Consider the following 20,840-nt stretch of genomic DNA (forward strand, 5'->3'; position numbering starts at 1 on the left):
GTCTTAGTAATCAATAGATAACGATAAAGTGTACAACTTGTATCTTACGCTTTTCCTGCCCACTTAAATCTTTGAGCCTCCAACATACTGTTCGTTTATGAATAAATATGGAGTGATTCGCTTGACTCTTGTTTATAAAAATCAAGCGAGGATACTACCTAAGTATGAGTAAGTATTGCGATAAATTACATTGTCATTGAGTGCTTGGTTGGGTATGTTTTTGCGCTTTGGCTATTTGTCTTTGAGCAGCATCAATATCAAACTTAAAGCGGCTGTGCTTTTTGACGTAGCTAGCGTGTTTGATTACCGCAGGCCAATTTTCCTGTAGCTGATATAAATCGGCTAACTCTTTATGAGCAGAGGTTCTTATTGCTGGTGTAACTCCGGCATTAGCTAGATTTAGCAGCTCTTTATTTAAAGATATTGCGCGTTCAATATCTTCCTCTACAAACTGCCCTGAGCCATAGAGCCAAGCCAACACTGTGTATGCTTTTGGCTCTTTATTTTTTAGCCTTTCTTTGGCCTCTGCTACCAGCCTAGTACCGTCACCTGTATGCAAACTTATAGGTACCAGAGCCGACCAGTAACCCATCTCATAGGCTTTTTCGCACCATGCTTCTAAGAGTTCTGGTGCATTTATTAAACTTTTGTGGCACTGCTGCGCAGCTTCTTTGACAGTAAGCTTGGGGTCGTCAATCTTAATAGAGTGAACCCAGGAAGGGCCCGCTGAGATTAAAGTGCTGGATATTAATGCTAGCAGCATCGCTATTGCCTTTATCATGGTTGAGCTCCTTCATCCGATTGTCCTTCACAATAGCTTTTGCTAAAGCAAGCTAAGCCGTCATTATAATCTACACGCCTGAACCTATTTCATCGACAAGCCAATTATGCTTTCTATAATCACACGGAAGTCGACCACGCGTTTTTTTGATAAATGTTATTGGAAATTGACTTGAGGCCATATTAGTAATGAAAATACAGCTCACGTTAGTAAACGCAGCTTTCTTGCTCTATTGACTCGATTACTGGTTTTGCTTGCCCAAAGAAATACCGGCGTCCTCAAGCTGTCTTTTAAACATGGCTTTTTTAGCTTCAGCGTATTTGCTTTGCTCAAGATAACGCTTATGCTCAGCGACTTTTTCCGAATTTCCGAGCTCTTTATAAATAGCAAGCAGCTCCTCATGGGTGCTACCCACTCTCATTTTCTCACTCTCGACATCACCGTATTCATCTAAATATCGTTTAAACAACACAATAGATTTTTGGAGATCTCTATCAATAAAACGTCCTAATTTATAGGCATAGGCAAGCGCGATAATGCCTTCAGGAGAGCCTTGTTCAGCATGTTTTCTCGCTTCGGCGATATAGCGGCTACCATCTCCAGTATGCAAGCCGATAAACTGAAGAGCGCTCCAGTAACCCAATTCATACGCTTTTTCGCACCAAGCCTCTAGCTGTCTAGGCGCATACATTAAGCTTTTTTGACATTGCAACATAACGGTGGCCTTGGATAGGCTCGGGTCGTTGATATCATGATCTGGGAATAAAGTTCCAGCGTAGGAGTTAAAGTTAAGCACAAGGGCCATAAAAGTTAAGTATTTCATCATTTTGTTCCCTCAAGCATTAAGTTCTTCTCAGGCAAATGCACTTGATAGGTTTTGATAGCTGTTTCAAACGAAGTACTTTCCCTGTAAAAATATTCGCTTTTTAAGCGCCCTTGCTCGTCTGAAAGACCCTCGCAACTGCGCTTTGAATAGCATGCTATGCCACCAATAAAATCTATATATCTTATCTTTGATATCCCTTCTTTTACGACTAAAGTATCAAGGCCTTCTTGGTAGGGAGTGGCTCTCAGCGCATGCCATCGATGCATAAACGCAATTACGCGGTTATTACTAGCTTGCTTCAAAATAGTGCTTATATTTTGGACCCACGCTTGGTTTCTATTAGAGTGGCTATCCAAGCAATCTTTTTCTTTAGCTAGTTCAGGAGGGCATGATGAGTCGATGCTGTCCATTTCGTCTAAAGTTAAGTCAAGAGCAACGATTTTAAGGCCTATGTTACGAGCTGATTTGACTAGCTCACCGTAAGCAGCAGGTACTGTATATCCCCAAGCCCAATTATCATCAAAGTACTTTTGTATTTCACCAAACCCTTTACCAGTACGTTGATAAAACTCTACTTTCTCTTGCATGGAGCGGGGGAGCATTTCTATTGCAAAGTGAGTAAAGCCTGCAGCTTTTAGCTGTCTTAGGGCTTTAATGGCTTCATACTTATAGATTGCGGGGTTATGGCTTGATTCGCCGAGCATCACCAAACGAGCGCTCCCCGCCATTTTTCTATAATCTACATCCTTGTTTATTTTATTCATGCTATTTCCTTATATAGTTATCACTTACTCATGCCTTTCTGAAGTATATTCAAGGTTGGTACTTTCTGTGGTCTTTTAGTCATTGTTTAATCAAAATCCTCAATCGCTGGCAGCGTACTTTTAATTTTGTCATTGCAAAGCCAGTATTGCTTGTTATCACCTTGGGTGAATGTCACCGAGTACTCTTGGATTAGCGTTCCAAGCTCTTCACTATGATAGTCGCTAATAACAATCTTATTTTCATCGTAACTAAAATGCATACTGTGCTCCGAAACTAAAGCACGGTGATAACTCGACTTATTGACGCTATCAGCAGTAGACCCGATATCGAGCTGTAATTGTGGGTGCTCAAATTGGGTGAGTGCATAGGTGTCATCTACCTTGCTCGCAACGACATAAATTGGGGTTGGATTGTCAGCGCGGCAATCAAAGATAACTTGTACATCACTTGCTGCAGCATAGCTTGAAGCTGCGAATAACAAACAGCTAGCACTCCCCAGTTTTACAACCATTTATTCCTTAACTTTTTATCGTCCCGACTAGCATACCCCGTAACTGTATCCTTTAATATAACCATATTAAGTAGCTCATCAATGTATTTGGCAAGTAAAAATCTATACTTTACACCTTCTACTTCTGCAACTATCAAAGAAAGCAAGTTTAATAGCTAGTGGGGCCAAGCTACTACATCAAAAATTTTATTCATTGATGTAGTAGCTTTGGGTTTAACATGCTGTTTTTAAATTTAAGCTAATGTTAAAACTTTTTAATAAGGCTATATTTTGAGTCGGCGGTTAACCGTGTTATGACGTAGCTATATGAGGATGAGTAACTTCCACGCTCAACTGCATTTGCCATGTGAAGAACAACATCTTCAACACCGTCCTCGTTATAATCGCCATACGCCATTATGGTCAACCTTTGAATTCCGCCATCTTTGTCATAATAAACAGCCTGCTCATCGTTGACCGGCTCTATATTTTTAATCTGGCCCATCTCTTCCCAGCTACTCGCATTTTCTAAGCGGCGTTTATCATCATTTGAAATAACTAAAGACAACTCTGGAGGCATTTTATTTGGTAAATTCAAGCTATGTTTAAGTGCTCCTATAAAGCTCTTTTTAGAGGGTTTCAACTCACCCATATGAGACCAAGTAGTGCATATTTTATTGGTGGCAATTAATGCTTTCTGCTCTCTGTAATTTGATGAGCTATAACCTTCCTCTAATGCTTCAGATAGCTTTTTGCAGCTATTAATTTCAAGGGTCTTCTTACTCTCTGACGTAACTTCGTAAGAATAAAACCATTTTTTATTTGATAGCTCTTTAAATTGCTCAGGCTTGTCTAGAGCCAGTTTTTCTAAGAAGTATCCATCCGTTTTATTTTCTGAACCAAATTTTGGACCTATAGCTTTTTTATCTACGTTTGTACATGCGACACTTGAGATGCTAATGCATATAAATAGAGCGGTATTTTTAATCATTTTGTATTCTGAAATAATTTGCGGACATGTTCAACTGGGCGCAGCGGTGATTCATTCGATGAGGTAGCTTGTTCTAGGTTGCCAAAACTGTCCTTGTGTTAGCGCGCTGATTGGTCGCCGTTTACCTCAAAAAGCTGAATGATAGGTTGCACTAATATAGCTTATTACCGTTCAGCTTGGTGTACCATGGTGCAGGGGGAGAACCCATATCTAAGCTGACTATCACCGACTCTAAACTGTGTGATTGTAAGTGCAAGTCTAGGTTTTTACAGCTTATACTTTTCTAGTGAATTTCCAATGTCATCAAGCTATTTTTTAAGCATGGCTTTCTTCACTTCTGCATACTTACTTTTATCAAGTGAGAGCTTGTGTTCAGCAGCTTTCTCAGCATTCCCTAACTCCTTGTATAGGAGGTAAAGCTGCTCATGAGTTTTACCCACAGTCAAACTCTCTGTTTCTAAATAGTTGTATTCATTTAAGTACTGTTTAAAAAGCGCGATAGACTTTTTGACGTCTCTATCAATAAATTTCCCTGACTTATAAGCATAGGCAAGTGCTAATACTCCATCTAAAGAGCCTTTTTCTGCGCGCTTTTTTACTTCGGCGATATAACGGCTACCATCTCCTGTATGCAAACCGATAAACTCTAGAGCCCTCCAGTAACCCAGTTCATACGCCTTTTCGCACCAAGCCTCTAGCTGTCTAGGCGCATACATCAGACTTTTTTTGCATTGCAACATAACGGTGGCTTTAGGTAAGCTCGGGTCGTTAATGTCGTGATCTGGGAATAAAGTACTAGCGTAAGAGTGGGAGTTGAGCACAAGGGCTATAAAAGTTAAATATTTCATCACTTTGTTCTCTCAAGCATTAAGCTCTTCTCAGGCAAGTGCACTTGATAGGTTTTGATTGCTGTTTCAAGCGAAACGTTTTCTCTGTAGAAATATTCGTTTTTTAAGCTTCCTTGCTCGTCTGAAAAGCCCTCGCAACTGCGCTTTGAATAACATGCTATTCCACCAACAAAATCTATATATCTTACCTTTGATATCCCCTCGGTTACGACTAGGGTGTCGAGGCCCTCTTGATAAGAAGTACCTCTCAGCGCATGCCATCGATGCATAAATGCGATTACGCGGTTTTTCTTCTTTTGATTCAGAATTTTAACTATGTTCTCAACCCAAACTAGATTTCTCCGAGTATGGCTATCGAAGCACTCTTCTTCTTCCGCGAGCTTAGAAGGACATGATGAGTCAATGCTGTCCATTTCAGCTAAAGTTAAGTCAAGAGCAACGAGCTTAAGGCCTATGTCACGAGCTGATTTGACTAGCTCACCGTAAGCAGCAGGTACTGTATATCCCCAAGCCCAATTATCATCAAAGTACTTTTGTATTTCACCAAACCCTTTACCAGTACGTTGATAAAACTCTACTTTCTCTTGCATGGAGCGGGGGAGCATCTCTATTGCAAAGTGAGTAAAGCCTGCAGCTTTTAGCTGTCTTAGGGCTTTAATGGCTTCATACTTATAGATTGCGGGATTATGGCTTGATTCGCCGAGCATCACCAAACGAGCGCTCCCTGCCATTTTTTGTAATCTACATCCTTGTTTATTTTATTCATGCTATTTCCTTATATAGTTATCACTTACTTATGCCTTCCTGAAGTGAATTTAGGTTGGCACTTTCTGTGGTCTTTTAGTCATTGTTTAGTCGAAATCCTCAATCGTTGGAAGTGTGCTTTCACTTTTGTCATTGCAAAGCCAGTATTGCTTGTTATCACCTTGGGTGAATGTCACCGAGTACTCTTGGGTTAGCGTTCCAAGCTCTTCACTGTGATAGTCGCTGATAACAACCTTATTTTCATCGTAACTAAAATGCATACTGTGCTCCGAAACCAAAGCACGGTGATAACTCGACTTATTAACACTATCAGCAGTAGACCCAATATCGAGCTTTAATTTTGGGTGTTCAAAATGGGTGAGTGCATAAGTGTTACCCACTTTGCTTGCAACGACATAAATTGGGGCTGGGTTATCTACGTAGCATTTAAATACGGTGTTTGTGTCACTTTCTGTTGCTTGACATGAAGCTATTAGAAATAGTGGCAATGTGGTTAGGGCTTTACTCGTTGTCATACTTATCAAATGCCTGTTGTAATTTAACATCATATTTGTTTTTCGCGTATTGAGAACCATTATAACCTCGAGCAAATGCAGCCCAATTCAAAGTGGTTAAGTGCTGGTCTAACCCCTTACTTTTTACAAAGCTAACGAATGCATCGAGCTGCTTCCTTTCAGACGTAAACATCGCTTTAACGAAGTTTTCTATACTAGCAAAGCCGGCTGCTCGATGGTTAAAGCCCATAATTTGGAAGCGTCCCCATGAAGCAGACTTGAGCGCTTCAGTCACATTCAATGCCATCGCTTGCTCCAGCCGAGTGTACTCCTGAGCTCCGCCAATGTATAAGCTTCGGTTCCAAGCCCTACTTGAAATGGACGGGTGGCTTGCATCATAAATATGCCCCGTTAGTCGAGAAAATATGTGCGCTTCATATAAGATTTTAGGCTTACCGTTAGGTAGAAAAGCATCCGTTGATGACTCCACTTCTGCAACGGCTTTAATTGCGGCAACTTTACAGCTTAGTTCGTTGGCAACATCTACATAGTCAGAGTTTGATAAGTTTATTACATCAGAAGATGCTGTTGGCAGCTTGAAGCTAACTTGACCTGGTGCTTGGAGCAGTTTCTCATTTATTTTACGGTGAGTTCGTCCATTAACATCTATTCTTCCATCTGGACGCACCATGCCCACGACTTTGCTTTGAAATGCCTTGATAGCAGCAACAGTCTTAGAGTTCTCTGGTCTTGCACCAACTCGACCATCAACGACAAGTGTTCTCGTAGGAGCAATTAAGTTTATCAGGGAATTAATTGCATTCTGAACTGCTTTCACATCGTTCGGGTTATTCATTGCACCAATCCCAACGGATTGATTTAGTCTCATTGCTGACATTGGATGTCCCTTCCTATATTGTGCTTTAAGTTTTAGCTGACACTTGTATAGGCTGGTTTTATTGGCTGCAAACCCTTTAACAGCCTTCAATTTATTTTAGCCAGCCCTTGATTCATGTGAACTTGTCGATAGCTTAAATGACTACTCCCGGGTCGAACTTGGCTCCGGTGAGAGTCGCGTTGTCCCAGTTTACATCGGTTAAAATAGCGCCCGTAAAATCACAGCCAGTAAAATTGCCACTGCTTAGGTTTGCACCGGTTAAATTTGCCTTTCTGAACACGGTTTCTGTAAAGTTACCATCCGACAAGTCTGCGTTGGTTAAGTTTGCTTCATCAAAACATGCGCTACTTGCTTCAACTTGAGTGAGTGTTGCATCACTGAAGTTGCTTTTGACAAAGATTGAGGCCCAAAGAGTGGCGTTATCAAACTCAGACGATGAAAAATCACATTCAGTGCCACTGCTTGCCGATATATTTGCGTGGGTAAAGTCGGCGTTCGTTGCGGTGACTTGATGTAAAATACAGTCAAAAAAAGCAGTTTGATTGCAGCTAGCGCCCTCTAGATTGGCCGAGGTAAAATCGGCATCTAAAAAGTAGGCTAAATCTAAGATACCTGCACGCAATATAACACCGGTCCCTTTGAGTCGCTCCGTTGAGGTTTCGCTAATATCGGTTTGGGTTAAATCAAGTCCAGAAATATCGACACCTTTGACCTTGTCCTGTATTCGAGACTCTTCGAGCAGCGCCAGCGCCGTTTGTTTAGACATAATTTAACCCTCCGATAGTGCAGTTTTCTGCTTTAGTGCACTCGACATCACAATACTCAACATCAACTTCCATTTCAGCGAAGACTTTTGCAGGGCGTAAATGGGCCATGGCCGCTTGCCAATGTTCAATTTGTGTTTGTTCAGGGAGCTCCCAAGGTGTGTCGGACAAGTCAAGGCGAACGCCGCCCCAAGGTTGAAGCTCTGTTTGTGTTTTTGGTGTGCTAAGTAATAATTCTTGACCAAATTGCTTCACGTAATGTGGGCCAAGGTAAGTGCGCATGGCCAACCCTTTCGGGCCAACCTTAAAATAATCAACCGGCGCTAAAAAGGCGGCCTCGCCCATCATTTCCATTATTTCATCTCGTTCGCTCTGCCAGGGTTCATCAGGGTAGGGCCTATCTATATGTACAGAAGCAACATCGGGTTTAAATACCTGTACGAGGCGGTCAGCAAACTCAAAAAGGGTAGGGTAGTGCTTGTGGTTCAGTTTAGGGTCAAACTCAAAAAAAATACTTTGCCTTGGCATCACCGCAATTCGGCCAAAGTATTTTGCCGCCTTATTGCGCTTTAAATAAATCTCTTCACCAGCACCTTTTGTAACCGCTGTGGCTTTGGCTAAAATGTCTTCGCGATTATACGGCAGTTTACCGCGCTCCTCGGTGTTCCAAAATTCCGGTGCGAACTCAGGGTAGTGCTCGAGTACGTCTAATAACTCAGTGAATAACGCCTCATTATTCAGTGGGTTAGTGCCTAACATAGAGATATTAATTTGAAATGGTTTAAAGTCCATTATTTATCCTTTAACTTTTACCCAACGCTGTTTCTTTATATTCCACCTATGGGTGATTGCATTTTTTTCATTGTCATAATATAACACTTCACTGTCCCTTTTAATTGTCGATGAAGGTCGGCAAGGTGGTATACCATTTTTACAGGGTGAGTCTGATGATAGAGTCAATACGTGGTCTTTACCCGTGAATGCCTCACGCTGCTCTTTTAGTTGCTTGGTATTGTATGCAACGGGATTGCTGTTGTCTTTCGTAAAGTGCTTATGCTCATGAACAATATTGTCACCTAAGCTGTCTGGACGCGTTTTGTAATCTGAGGAGCTTGCGCTGCGCTGCTGCACTTTACCGCCACTGGATTTGGCGTTGTTGTTATCAACTAGCGACTCTCCTTTGTGCTTGGATAGCGCTTCACGAGCTGCCTTTTCTCGTTCACTTCCAAGCTTTCTGTTGCGCTTTGCTGTCTCGTTTGCTTTGTCCCACTCCTCGCGTGTAATAGGAGCAAGGCCTCTGTTGTACCTACTTATAGCGTTACGTTCGTACCTTGCATCATCGGCATCCGTTTCAGCTTTATCAATTTTCTTTCTAAAATGGGCTCTCTGCGTTTTAGTCAAGTTGTCGCTGCCCAGTGCTGAGGGGTCATCCATATTGACAAGCGCATCACCGCTTCCTTGCTTAATGGCTGCAACCATTTCGTCTGCAGTATATGGGGTTACATCTAATTGGGATAATTCAATTAGCTTCGCCGCCAACGCGGGTTCGATTGATGAGCTAGCATCAATTGCCGCTTTTACTTTGGCTTGCCCCTCTTTACACAATAACCCCAGTGGATCCACCCAGTTAATGGGGTTGGGTGCATATTGGTAGTGGTTGATACCACCGACCAAGCCAATCGGGTCTTGGTTAATAAAGCGCTGTTGTTTGGGGCTGTAGTAGCGGTAGCGATTGTAGTGCAAGCCGCTTTCTTCATCAAAGTACTGGCCCTGAAAACGCAGGGGCTGGGTAATGTGCTCTGGGTTGAGCTCGATTTGCTCACTGTAACCAAAGGCATCGGTATTATTTTGCCACACCACCTCGGCATGGGCGTTGGTCACAAACTGCGGGGTATCGAGTTGGTCTAAATGGTAATAATACACACCACTGTCGTTGATTAGCAGTAATGGCTGATACTCTCCTGGCAGTGATACATACCAGGTATACTGGCCGTTTTGGCACTCGCCGAGCAGTTGGTTACCATCCCAAATATAGTCAATGCGCCCTTGCTCGGTCAGTTTGGCGCAGCGTCGACCGAGTGGGTCATATTCATAACGAGTCAGCTGATCGTTATGATAAAAGCTTGCGAGCTGGTTTAAGGCGTTGTATTCCAAGCGTTGGCGCTGCCCTTTGCCAAGCACGTGCACCTGGTTACCACAGGCATCATAGTCAAACTCGTCCTGGCCAAGGTGGTACAGGCGGTCATCAATACAGGCTGTGCCCGTAAAGACATCGTCGCCGCTGTTATTAAGGGCAGGGGAGGTGTGCTCTTTATCAACTGGACGCAGTGCTGGTTCATCCGATGCGGTCGCTTGCTCCGGGTTGCCAAAGCTGTCCCAGTGGTAGCGCGCCGATTGATCGCCGTTTACTTCTACAAGCTGATTGATGGCGTTGTACTGATATTGCTTATCGCTACTTAGCTCACTGTTTGAGCTCTCGCGCTGACTGGCTATAAGTTGGTTGTTGCCATCGTATTGGTAGCTTTGTTTAGCATAGAGCGCATTTTCTGGGTGCGATAACTCTTGCTCGCAAAGACGGCCAAAACAATCAAACTCTTGCTTGGTGGTGATGTTATTGGCGTAGTGAATTTCACTGAGTTGACCATGTCGATGGCTGAGCTCGACATGGGTGTGCCCATTGAGCTCGATGCACGTCAATTGGCCTTGGGGGTCATAATGATAATTAAGAATTTGGCCGTCGGCCAAAGTTAAGGCGCTGCGTCGGCCAAAGGCATCATAACTGTAGTTAAGGGTATGTTGGCCCTGGGTCGCTACCAGTAGTTTACCGGCTTGGTCGAACCCTTGTGTCAGAGTGGTAGCGCCGTTATGGGCGCGCTGCAGGCGTCCTTGACTGTCATAACTAAAATAGTTGGACAGGTTACACAGGGTGCTGTCTTTGGCATTGGGGTGGGCAGCCTGTTGCTCTATCACTTGGCCGAGCGCGTTTCGTTTTAATTTAATAAAGCGCTCGTCGGCATCGTTGAGTGCGACCACACGGTTATGAGCATCAAATTCAAAGCGCTGCACGCGACCGTCAAAGCCCGTGGTGCGAATTGGGTTTTCATTGGCATCATAATCAATACGGTATTCTGCACCATCACTGCGGGTAATACCGATCAGGTTGCGCTCTTTATCATAGCGGTAGCGCAAGTGGCTGCCATCGGCAAAACGCACTTGTTCGGGCTGCGCTAATCCAGCGTAATCAGCGCTGGTTTGCTCGCCATTGCCATTGGTGGTCGCCGTTAAGCGACCAGCAGCATCGTAATGGTATTCAATACGAATCGCCGCGTGCTCATCGCCTTCTTGGCGCATGACTTTGGCGCTGAGTTGGCCGGCGGCATTGCGCTCGAATTGGGTTAATAGACCGGTGTTGGTTAGAGTTGCATTAACACGGCCTAGTTCGTCGTAACTAAAGCGCGTTAGGACATCGCCTTGTTGATGCGCTAAGAGCTCGCCTTGGGCACTCCAGCTAAATTGTTCACTGCGGCCATCGCCATGCACCACTGTAGTCAGTTGGTTATTGTCATTGTATTGATAGTGGCTGGTGCGGCCATCGGGCAGAGTTTGCGATTGCAGCAGACCCATGGCAGTAAACGCGCGTTTTAGTTCGCCGCCATCGGCATAGCGAGTCAGTACATGCTGTCCCAGTTGGTTGTAAGCGAAGGTGGTTTTATTGCCTTGAGCATCGTACTGGGCCACTTTTTGGCCACGATCATTGTATTCGCTACGCTCTTCGCTGCCATCTGGATGCTGGGTGTGAGTACGATTGCCGAAGGCATCATAGCGGTATCGCCAGCTGTGCCCCCGCGCATCGGCGTATTCAACCAGCTTACCGTCGCTGTTGTGAACAAAGGTTTCGGTATTACCACGACTATCGGTACTTTTGCTCACTCCCGCTCGTGGATATTCAAAGCTGTACTCGTAGGTGTTGTTATCACCGTACTGGCGAATACATTTTGCATCAACGCCTGCACCTTGCCACTCAAAGTGGTGGCTAAAGCCACTGGCGCGGGTACGCTTGCTAATAACATTATCGCCACGGTAGCTGTAACGCTCGATATTGCCCTGGCTATCGGTCACTGCCACCAGTTGTTTCGCGTCATTGTATTGATAACAAGCAAGCAGCGGCTCATGGATGTGACGTTTGTCTTTGTCATCCATGTGATAAGCTGCAACCTTGGTTAATAAATCATCGCCGTTATATTGCAGCACTACACCGCGCTTATCATTAATAGCAATACGGCTTAGGCGTTCGTTGGCATCGTAGAAAAAGCTGAGTGTTTGCCCCTTGGCATCAGTGATTTTTTCGAGTAACCAGGCCTTGGAGCCAGCAAAAAACGTATAATGGCTGTCATCAGGGCGTACTAAGGTTTGCTTGCCATCGTTTTGGTAGTGTAAAGCAAGTTGTGAGCTAAGCTGGTAACTGGTTTGCCCTGGTTTTACTTTCTCAAATTCATGTATGCGGCCTTGCTCATCAACAAGTTCTAGCCAGTAGCGCCCGGGTGTTTTCGGGCCAACTTTGGGTGGCGCTTCGTAGCGCTCAAAAATGCTGAGAGCAAAATGATGGCGCCAGCCAAAACCCAAGCCCACATTGGTATCGCTTTTGCTGGAGCGGTATAGGCGTTGCCACTTTAAAGGCATGGGGGCGTTAAGGGTAAAATCGACCAACGGAAGAATTTCTTCACCGCTGAGCATGGAGATAGGATCAGAGCGGCACTCTTGTTCATCTACACTTTGCTCAGTGGCCGTGTCATTGACTTGGGCTTTGTTAGGGTTGCCCTCGGATTGACCGCCTTTTTTGACCACGCTGGGTTGGGACTTTTTATCTTTTTGTGCTTTGGCGCCGCCACTGGCACTGGCCGAGTTGGTGTTGTCGCTAACTTGAATGCTGCGTTTAGGTTTTTGGTTATAACAAAGTAAGGAGCCTGATGCTAACGCCGAGCTTAGGCCATGGGCGACTTCCCGCGCGGTGGCGGTGTTAACCGAATGCACGCCTGCAGCGCGCAGCATGTGCACACATTGAATTCGTTTATGAATATCGCCGACCAGATCTTCGGCCAATAGATTGACTTGAGCGCCTGCCGCATCTGGGGTGTCTATCGCCACCGGATCGTAGCCACCAGGGGCTTTATCATTGGCTAGGGTAATTAACACTGAGCCGCGTTTTGAGCGAAAGGCAATTGAACGAATATCCATATTCTTACGTTATTCCTTAATCAATCCATTGATACACAGAAGCTGCTTGGTAGAGCTTGGGCGTGCTGCCAAGGTGTAAAATAATATCACGATGCATGCTCGAATTGTAGTCATTATAGATACCAATAAATGAATAAAGGCCAAACACTGCGCCCAGCTGACCATGAACGAATTCACTTTGGGTCACCTTAGGTTGCTCAACCACTTTACCGTTTAGTTGTAAATACCCTTCAAGCCAAGCACTGGGCCAAGGCTCTTCCCCTAAGGCGGGAGCTACAATGTGCTCTATTGGGGCGGGCACTTCTTTTACCGCTTGGCTGAGTAAAGTAGGGAAGGGATTGTGTTGTTCGATATCGAAGCAAGGTTCACCATGACAAAAGGGCACGTGCAGCCCCATTTCACCAAATTTTACTCGTGCTAATGCGAATGCGGCGCCATTATTGTGCGTGACACCTTCATTTAGATGTAAAATTTGCTCATCTAAAGCAATGAATGTGACATTTTTAGCAAGCTGCATCGCTTTAATAAGCGCGCAGTGCAATGCCGATTCACCATGCGCGAAAAACTCGTTTACCGGGTGGGAGTGGCCTGGTTGTACTCGGCCATTGGGAGTCACTTCGTTTAAGGCTGAAATAAGCGTATTTAGGCGTTGCTCATCATAAGCGAGGTTAGGCAGCAGCCAAAAAATAGGCTCCTCGGGGTCAAACTCAAAGCGGGCTAAAAACTGGTTTAGTGGTGCAATAAGAGAAATAGGCCAGGGCATTGCCTCGCTCTGTTGCGACTGCTCGCTTACAGGCATAGGCTCGCTAAGAAGAAGTGCCGCGTCGGTACTTTCGAGCCCAGGAAGGGCGATATCGAACTCTGTGAGTGTTATTGCCATGTGACCCCCAAGGAGAGTGGATGAACTATATGGCTCTCTTTTTTGTGCATTAAATTAAACAGCTGCGCCACCAAGTAAGGCGTAATAGCATCGAACTGATAGTCTTTAAGCGGGTGCGTGTAGATGTCTTTTCCTGCCAGTAGTCGATTGGCAAAATCGACCTGCTCGCAAAAGGTTGGCCACTGTGTTGATAGTTGCTCTTGAAGGTCGCCCAAGGTATCGGGAGCAAGCCAAGCTTCGGTCAGTTGCTCTTGCGTAAATAGCGTTTCTACGTGCTCGCCGTAACAGTTCATGAAAGTGTTGATAAGCTCGTTATTGGGCTCCTCACACAGTAATTGGTAAATCAAAGGAAGCTGCTTTGTCAGCCCTGCGAGCATGAATAGGTGTGCAATGTCTTGTGGGCTGTGGCTTTTTGACCAGGTATTGGCAATACGCTGAATATCATCATTGGAACAGGTCAAGAAAAATAGTTGGGCTAAAGGGTGCGTGAGCGAATAACGGGCCAGTATTTCTTCGCAAGCAGTCAATATGTCTTGCTTGTCGTTTGCTTGCCAACTTAAGGTTTGCCCCGTGAGCAACGCGCGATAGTCGCTGTAGTCTGTCGTGTCGATTTGCTGCAACACCGACTCGGGAATATGTGTTAACACCCCCTCTCGCCAAGCCAGCTCTAAAGCGATGGCATGATGCTCTGGTGATTCGCTAAGTAACAATTGATTCAGTGCAGATTTCAGACTTAATCGTTGTAGCCTGATCAATAGCTGGCAAAAAAGCACTCGTTGCTCGAAGCTGGTTTCATCGCTAACTATAAAAGCTGCATCGAGCAGCGTTTTGCTGGCTATGCTCTGTGAAAAAGGGCAATGAGGATCAGAAAAATCTCGCAAACCCGCGCTGGCCTGGCGCAATTCGACGGTGAAGCGGTTAACGGCGCTTAAAAAGCTGGCACGATTAGCCAGAGGATGTGATTGTAAGCACACCAGTTCTTGCAAACGTTGAGCGGTATTCAAAGCTTCCATGCGTGAGTGCAATCCTTTAGCCTAGCCACCAATCAATACAGTTGGATTACCAACTACTATTTTCCCGCCGTGAGCGGTCCCATCGCCCATACGTGCGGCGGGTTTACCATTGATTTTTACAGATCCTGAGCCTGAATTAATGGTATCCGGCGGACCTACGCAAATAAGTTTATCGCCTTTTCTGGCCGCTGGCAGGCCACCAATCAATACATTGCCTGAGCCCATGATTATAGGGCCACCGACATGGGGAACTGGGCCGGGATTAGTCTTGGGGCATACATGCATATGAGTCAAAGTGGAAGCGGGTTTTCCCATGATCACATCCTTTTAATCGCTGAAAGGCTATATTATCGCCGATTAATAGTGCGTCGACAAGTATATTGAATGCCCAGCTTGATTATTCTGAAAAGTTAGGTTTCAACAAGGCCTGCAATGGCTCAAGCTCCGTGGTATTAAAGTCCCAGCGCTGATGGTTTTTAAATTCGAAGTCTGCTTTGAAAAAGCCGCTTTTTTGTTGAATTTGTACCAATAATTGCTGAATTTGCAAGGGGCCTTGGCGAGTAATTTCCTGCTGCATATCCTGCACCATATCTGAGAGAACCAAATGCTCATTAGAGTTGACGTAAAATGGCGTGGCTGAACCATCGTCTTGGTAGTAGAAGCCAGCGTTTGCAAACCCCTTATCTTCTCGAGTAAGAACCAAAGCTAAGGTTGACCAGGTAATGTCTTTTAGTGCTGACGCTTTTAGCACCTCATCAACGATTCGTTGTAAATATTTAATATCAATGCCCATAGCTTATGTCCCTATATAATGGTTTTGGTTGCTAAGGTAGCATATTAAGTGAAATAGAGGGCGGATCAATACCTAGCGTCAGTATTTTTACAAAGAGTAAAATAAACGGCATTAAGTGATTACGTGGCCAATTCCACCACCCACCTTACAGCGCGATCTAGGTGTGAGGCTTCATTAAAACGACAATAACTTAAGTTTCGTTTATATTAATTAGCCGCTCTAACTTCTTTCGGTGAGGGCGGAGGAAAAGAAACGCCTTTTTCTATCAGCAGTTCTTTCACTTTCATCGCATAATCGTAATTACTGGTTCCGGGCCGAAGTAATTTCTTTCGCAAGTCTCTCTCTATACTATTGGCAACCGTGCCGCCTGTGGCTGAAGGCGCAGAAAAGTCGCCACCTTTGGTAATAAATAGTAAAGTGTATTTATACTTTAGCATGAGCGCCGAATAGTTGGCGGCGTTATTGTTCATCGCGTCTGTGGCATTAAGATCAACCCCATGAGCTAATAACAAATTTACCTGCTCATCTTTGTCATTAGCAACCGCATTGAATAAAGCCGGCTCTAAGCTTGCATCTACTGCATTGGGAGAGGCATTATATTCAAGCAGAACCTGCATCATTTCGGTTTTGTCGCTACCGGCTAAAGCCGACAATAGTTGCTCTTCAGTCGGTCCATTTCGGTCTAGGGTTACATAAGCTGGAAAGTCAGGATCAGCACCAAGGTCTAGCGCAAGCCTTAATGATTTTTTATTCGTTTCCATAGCGAGCCAAAATAGTGGCGTAATACCATGCTCACCGTGTACATCCAGTGCAACGCCAGTATCAATGATAGCTTGCGCGGCTTGCTTGTCACCCGCTTTAATGGCGTTGAGCAATATTACATGGGAGGGCTCAAAAAATTGTTCAGCTTTCATACCTTGCGCTAGTTTGGGCATGGCCATAAATATAAGCAGCACTGCATACAGCCATGTGCGCGCCACGTTAAAGTTGGAGAACGTCAATGTCAGTCTTACGCGAAGTCTGAGCCAATGAATGTGACAAGGTTAATAGGCTTATTAATTTATCACTCCTTTTCGGTAGTAAATAAAGTAGAGCGGGCAGTGATGCGGTTGCGGCCTTTTAACTACACAAAGCCTTAATTAGCCGCTCTAACTTCTTTCGGTGAGGGCGGAGGAAAAGAAACGCCTTTTTCTATCAGCAGTTCTTTGATTTCCATTACATACTCATAATTGTCAGTGCCAGGACGAACCAATTTTTTACGCAAGTCCTTTTCTATGCTGTTGGCAACCGTGCCACCAGTGGTTGAGGGCGCAGAGAAGTTGGCTCCTTTAGAAATAAATAGTAAAGCGTATTTATACTTTAGCATGAGCGCCGCATAGTTGGCGGCGTTGGTGTTCATCGCATCTGTGGCATTAAGATCAACATCATGCTTTAGCAGTAACTCTATTTGGTCGTCTTTATCGTTGGCAATAGCATTGAAAATAGCTGGCTTTTTATGGGCATCAACGCCGTTGGGAGAGGTATTATGCTCTAGTAAAACCTGCATCATATCGATTTTGTCGCTGCCCGCTAAAGCTGCGAGGAGCTGCTCTTTCTTTGGCTCGTTACGGTCTTTTTTAACTAGGGCCGGGTAGTCGGGATTCGCGCCGAGTTCTAGCGCAAGCTGTAACGATTCTTTGTCCGTCTCCATAGCGAGCCAAAATAGTGGCGTAATACCATGTTCACCGCGTACATCCAGTGCAACGCCAGTATCAATGATAGCTTGCGCGGCTTGCTTGTCACCCGCTTTAATGGCGTTGAGCAACTTTACATGGGAGGGCTCAAAAAATTGTTCAGCTTTCATATTTTTTCCTTGAGTAGGCAATGCCATGCAGGCTATCAGTATCAGTGCCAAAGGCACAGCAATAAAAAGAAGCTTCATGTTCACCTAGCCTAAGTAATTGTCTTTAATGGTATTAAGGGTGTTTATATCTTCTTGCTTTTGCGACTCAATTCCCTCAACAACTTGGTCCATACCGTGGCGGTCTATGGGTGTGCCACCTTGAAGGCTTGGCAGACTGCGCATATCACCAGACGCTTTAGGGATTAGGTCTAAACCGGCAATTGCCGCAGCTGTAGCAAGGCCCGCGACAGGGCCCCCCAGATATCCCGCAGCGCCAGTGAGTATTCCTTTTACTGGCAAGCTCTGCGCCATGGTGAGAACATCACCATCAACCGCTTGAGAAACAATCAGTTTTGATACTTCTTCTAAAGGCAACCCTTGTTCACGTGCCGACGTTTTCGGGTGTAAGCCTGAGGAATTAAAGGTATAGCCTTTATTTCCCGATACAGCCACACCGGATGTTGCCAGCCCGCCACCGAGAGAGTGACCGACCATAATGACATCATCTTGATATAATTGCTCAGCTCTTCGTGCAAGTTCCATCGCTTGGTTGTACTGGGTCGTTTCCATACCACTGCCTTGCATAAAGTTGGTTTTCCAATCTGCTGCACCGGTTACACCGTTGTTCGTTCCTCGGAACGTTAACATTTTTTCACCAGTAATATCAGATTCAAATAACGCGGCTCCGAAGCCCGAATCATTATCGGTAAATACCGCGTCCGCTAATTCTGGTGTATTTTCTGCGTTGAGGTGTTTTAAACCCACAGGCGGTTCTGGCAGCGTGTCTATATACCCTCGGTTGTATTCATCAACGCGATAAACATACTGAGCGGCCTCAGCACGAACGACATTGTCATTATTAAAGTCAAGACGCTGCGCTGCAGGCTCTGCTCCAGGTAGCGAGCGGGTATCGGCAATTAGAGTCTTTCTTTGCTGATAACGTTGTTGCCTAGCTGCGACAGCATCAAACTGCTCAGGGACCTCTGCCACTTGGGGTAATGGGGTGCTTGTCGAAGGCCCGTCTATTACACCGGCCGAGCTTGAGGCTGGAACCGCAGCTTTTGAGCTAGAAGGCGTGCTTTTACCTTGAGGACTGGCCAAATCTGCACCACTACTACGTTTTGGTTGCTCAGCGCTGGATTGCTGTGAACGAGTCTTGTCAGATTTTTGCAGCTGACGTTTTACAACGCTTGGATGCTGGGCAATATCTTCTAGTGGATAAACAACTAGTCGCCCGTCTGTCATTGCCTGCGCCACATCGCACAACTGTACATGTAAGGGCTTTGAGCCGCCATTTAGTAGGGTTAAGTTTAAATAATCGTAAAGCGCACTAATGATAAGGTGATTATTTCGCCACGGGTCCAAGTCATGAAGGAACTGTTCTGCAAATACTACCCCCGCACTGAACTCGGCCATTGCTGGCCCCAGCATAGGATCATCAGGGATATGCTCTGGACGACATATTAAGTGAGGCTCGCCAAAACAGCAGTACACCACGATACCTTGTGAAAACAAGGCTTCTTGGTTGTGGCTGCTAAGGTAAGCGTTCATATTAATTCAACTTAATCACGCCAGCTTTAAGGGCAATTTGACTGCCATTGATCTTGATATTGGTGCCTTTAATATCAATGCTGCCATCACTTTTCATGGTGATAGACGCGCCGCCGGTTTTAATATTAATCTCTTTACCAGCTTCAATATTAAGTGCGTCACCTACTTTCAGGGTGTCGTTTTTACCTATATCTGTACTGCGATCTTTGCCGACTTTAATCGTGTCGTTGTTGGTTATATCACTTAAACGGTCATTGAGTATGGTGTCTTTCTGATCGTTTTTAACATGTAAGTGATGGTCTTTCTCTGCTTGTAAGTAGAGGAGTTCACTGCCTTTTTTATCTTCAAAACGTATTTCATTAAAGTTATCGGCGCCACCTTCTTTGGTGGACCTTGACTTAATACCACTTTGGGTTTTATCCGCAGGCAGTGCATAAGGAGGCATCAAGTCGGCATTATAGAGCGCACCACTGATAATGGGTTGATCAGGATCGCCATTAATAAATTCAACTAAGACTTCTTGTCCAACACGAGGGAAGAAGAACGCGCCCCACTTTTTACCCGCCCAATTTTGAGCTACACGGATCCAGCATGAGCTCTTGGAGTCTTTTTTACCCTCGCGGTCCCAATCAAATTGCACCTTTACGCGGCCATACTTATCGATATGAATTTCATCACCTGGATCACCGGTTACGAGTGCAGTTTGTATACCTTGAACTAAGGGCTTTTGGTAACTGCGGGTAGGGCGATAAACAGTATCTTTAGGTACGCAGCTAAAGCTGTTGGAGTAGACTAAGCCTTCACTTTGGCCAGCACCCGATTGGTTAGGAACATTGGCAGAGGTACGTAATTTTGTAACAACAAACTTTTTACCCTCTAGGCGGGGGTCTTCATGCTTTTTAAACGCAAAGATACCACCAAGCACAAACGAGCGACAGTCACTTTTACCGCTACTGAGGTTCATGTCTTTTTGTAATGATTGAAGTTGAATTGAAGCGAGATCCGAGGCGCGCTTGTTGCATTCTGCCTCCCCGGTGTACTCAAATACCTCGCCGCTACTTTGTGTCGGCAGTTCAGGCTTTTTCTGTTCACCGTCTGGGTATTTGCTCGGCTTTTCAAAGTCATAACCTAAACGTTTATAACTACCCGGAGCCAGAGAGAGGCCACCTTGCCAAGCGCTGATATGAGATTCACTAAGATGGCCCGAGGAGTGGGCTACGGGTGAGTCTGCTACATCAGCATAGACGGTTTCATCATCGGCAAAAACTAAAGTGTGATTGCCTTGTGAGTGCTCAAAATAGAAGTAAATACCTTCTTGCTGGAATAAGCGTTGGATAAATTCCAAGTCATTCTCTTGATATTGAACACAGTACTCGTACTTTGGATAACTCTTTTTAGTTTTATCGCTAAAAGCAACGCCATGTTGACCAAATAAATCAGCGGCAATTTCCGTAACCTTCTTTTGCTGATAGATTCGATAATTTTGGCGATGTTGCATTGTCGCAGCAACAGGCACAATAGTAACCTGATAATCGATGTAATTTTTTTGCTCATCTTTATCAGCCGTGCGTGTGCCCAAGGACACCATTTGACTTACGATACCATGAAAGTGGCGAGCCGCACCGCCGCCTTTGGCATTGCGTAACTCAATAACAGCCGCTTTACCTACTACGGCATCATGGCTTACTTGCGAGCCAATGGTAAACATATTGGCAGAGATAACAAACAGCTCGGACATACTCTCCGCAGCATTAAAGCTAGTGAGATAAAACGCATCCTTGCCAGCCGCTGTGGTGATTTTAATTACATTTTTGTCTTGTGTCGCTTTTTGCATTCCATGCCTCAATTGTTATCCAAAATACAG

At 45.0% G+C, this 20,840-nt stretch carries 20 protein-coding genes; all 20 read right to left on the reverse strand.

The annotated features are described in order from the left end of the window. Nucleotides 1-193: 193 nt before the first annotated feature. The 20 genes from PRUTH_RS17835 to PRUTH_RS17925 all read right to left on the reverse strand — a co-directional run bounded on the left by PRUTH_RS17835 (nt 194) and on the right by PRUTH_RS17925 (nt 20,810). Entirely contained in the window at nt 194-781 is a 588-nt protein-coding gene (locus tag PRUTH_RS17835) for a hypothetical protein (RefSeq protein WP_151174082.1), read from the reverse strand. Between the two features lie 241 nt (nt 782-1,022). Next, nucleotides 1,023-1,607 carry a hypothetical protein gene (locus tag PRUTH_RS17840; RefSeq protein WP_151174083.1) on the reverse strand — a complete coding sequence of 195 codons (585 nt, stop codon included), beginning with the start codon at nt 1,605-1,607 and terminating at the stop codon, nt 1,023-1,025. Then, entirely contained in the window at nt 1,604-2,371 is a 768-nt protein-coding gene (locus tag PRUTH_RS17845; protein WP_151174084.1) for a ChaN family lipoprotein, read from the reverse strand. Before PRUTH_RS17845 ends, PRUTH_RS17840 begins: the two co-directional genes overlap by 4 nt. 86 nt (nt 2,372-2,457) lie before the next feature. Then, the gene (locus PRUTH_RS17850; RefSeq protein ID WP_151174085.1) at nt 2,458-2,883 is read right to left on the reverse strand and encodes a hypothetical protein; all 426 of its coding nucleotides are present in this window, start codon (nt 2,881-2,883) and stop codon (nt 2,458-2,460) included. Between the two features lie 244 nt (nt 2,884-3,127). After that, nucleotides 3,128-3,853, reverse strand: coding sequence for a hypothetical protein (locus tag PRUTH_RS17855; RefSeq protein ID WP_151174086.1), 726 nt, complete (start codon nt 3,851-3,853; stop codon nt 3,128-3,130). Between the two features lie 308 nt (nt 3,854-4,161). After that, the gene (locus PRUTH_RS17860; RefSeq protein ID WP_151174087.1) at nt 4,162-4,704 is read right to left on the reverse strand and encodes a hypothetical protein; all 543 of its coding nucleotides are present in this window, start codon (nt 4,702-4,704) and stop codon (nt 4,162-4,164) included. Next, nucleotides 4,701-5,408: a ChaN family lipoprotein gene (locus PRUTH_RS17865; RefSeq protein WP_257221111.1), complete on the reverse strand. Its 708-nt coding sequence runs from the start codon at nt 5,406-5,408 to the stop codon at nt 4,701-4,703. The genes PRUTH_RS17860 and PRUTH_RS17865 overlap by 4 nt, the downstream gene beginning before the upstream one ends. A gap of 144 nt (nt 5,409-5,552) precedes the next feature. Further along, on the reverse strand, nt 5,553-5,726 hold the full coding sequence (locus PRUTH_RS19190) for a hypothetical protein (protein ID WP_156148000.1): 174 nt from the start codon (nt 5,724-5,726) through the stop codon (nt 5,553-5,555). A 241-nt stretch (nt 5,727-5,967) separates the two neighbouring features. Further along, entirely contained in the window at nt 5,968-6,858 is an 891-nt protein-coding gene (locus PRUTH_RS17870; RefSeq protein ID WP_045979025.1) for an N-acetylmuramidase domain-containing protein, read from the reverse strand. Between the two features lie 133 nt (nt 6,859-6,991). Continuing rightward, nucleotides 6,992-7,624 (reverse strand): pentapeptide repeat-containing protein, encoded by a 633-nt coding sequence (locus tag PRUTH_RS17875; protein ID WP_151174088.1) that lies wholly within the window; start codon nt 7,622-7,624, stop codon nt 6,992-6,994. After that, nucleotides 7,617-8,414, reverse strand: coding sequence for a hypothetical protein (locus tag PRUTH_RS17880; protein ID WP_151174089.1), 798 nt, complete (start codon nt 8,412-8,414; stop codon nt 7,617-7,619). Before PRUTH_RS17880 ends, PRUTH_RS17875 begins: the two co-directional genes overlap by 8 nt. A 3-nt stretch (nt 8,415-8,417) precedes the next feature. Continuing rightward, nucleotides 8,418-12,857 carry an RHS repeat-associated core domain-containing protein gene (locus PRUTH_RS17885; RefSeq protein ID WP_151174090.1) on the reverse strand — a complete coding sequence of 1,480 codons (4,440 nt, stop codon included), beginning with the start codon at nt 12,855-12,857 and terminating at the stop codon, nt 8,418-8,420. Nucleotides 12,858-12,873: 16 nt separating this feature from the next. Further along, nucleotides 12,874-13,737, reverse strand: a complete 864-nt coding sequence (locus PRUTH_RS17890) for a hypothetical protein (protein ID WP_151174091.1) — start codon at nt 13,735-13,737, stop codon at nt 12,874-12,876. After that, a complete protein-coding gene (locus PRUTH_RS17895) occupies nt 13,728-14,750 on the reverse strand; it encodes a cytochrome P450 family protein (RefSeq protein WP_151174092.1) in 1,023 nt (340 codons plus the stop codon). Before PRUTH_RS17895 ends, PRUTH_RS17890 begins: the two co-directional genes overlap by 10 nt. A 21-nt stretch (nt 14,751-14,771) precedes the next feature. Continuing rightward, nucleotides 14,772-15,065: a PAAR domain-containing protein gene (locus PRUTH_RS17900; protein WP_026111034.1), complete on the reverse strand. Its 294-nt coding sequence runs from the start codon at nt 15,063-15,065 to the stop codon at nt 14,772-14,774. Between the two features lie 82 nt (nt 15,066-15,147). Continuing rightward, complete coding sequence (locus tag PRUTH_RS17905; protein WP_151174093.1) at nt 15,148-15,543, reverse strand: hypothetical protein; 396 nt, start codon at nt 15,541-15,543, stop codon at nt 15,148-15,150. Between the two features lie 206 nt (nt 15,544-15,749). Then, the gene (locus PRUTH_RS17910) at nt 15,750-16,457 is read right to left on the reverse strand and encodes an ankyrin repeat domain-containing protein (protein WP_151174094.1); all 708 of its coding nucleotides are present in this window, start codon (nt 16,455-16,457) and stop codon (nt 15,750-15,752) included. 221 nt (nt 16,458-16,678) lie between these two features. Further along, nucleotides 16,679-17,386 carry an ankyrin repeat domain-containing protein gene (locus PRUTH_RS17915; protein ID WP_151174095.1) on the reverse strand — a complete coding sequence of 236 codons (708 nt, stop codon included), beginning with the start codon at nt 17,384-17,386 and terminating at the stop codon, nt 16,679-16,681. Between the two features lie 84 nt (nt 17,387-17,470). Beyond that, nucleotides 17,471-18,976 (reverse strand): Tle-like phospholipase domain-containing protein, encoded by a 1,506-nt coding sequence (locus tag PRUTH_RS17920; protein ID WP_151174096.1) that lies wholly within the window; start codon nt 18,974-18,976, stop codon nt 17,471-17,473. 1 nt (nt 18,977) lies between these two features. Beyond that, complete coding sequence (locus PRUTH_RS17925; RefSeq protein ID WP_151174097.1) at nt 18,978-20,810, reverse strand: type VI secretion system Vgr family protein; 1,833 nt, start codon at nt 20,808-20,810, stop codon at nt 18,978-18,980. Nucleotides 20,811-20,840: the final 30 nt, after the last annotated feature.

Origin of the sequence: Pseudoalteromonas ruthenica (assembly GCF_008808095.1) — a bacterium.
Taxonomy (GTDB): Bacteria; Pseudomonadota; Gammaproteobacteria; order Enterobacterales; family Alteromonadaceae; genus Pseudoalteromonas; species Pseudoalteromonas ruthenica.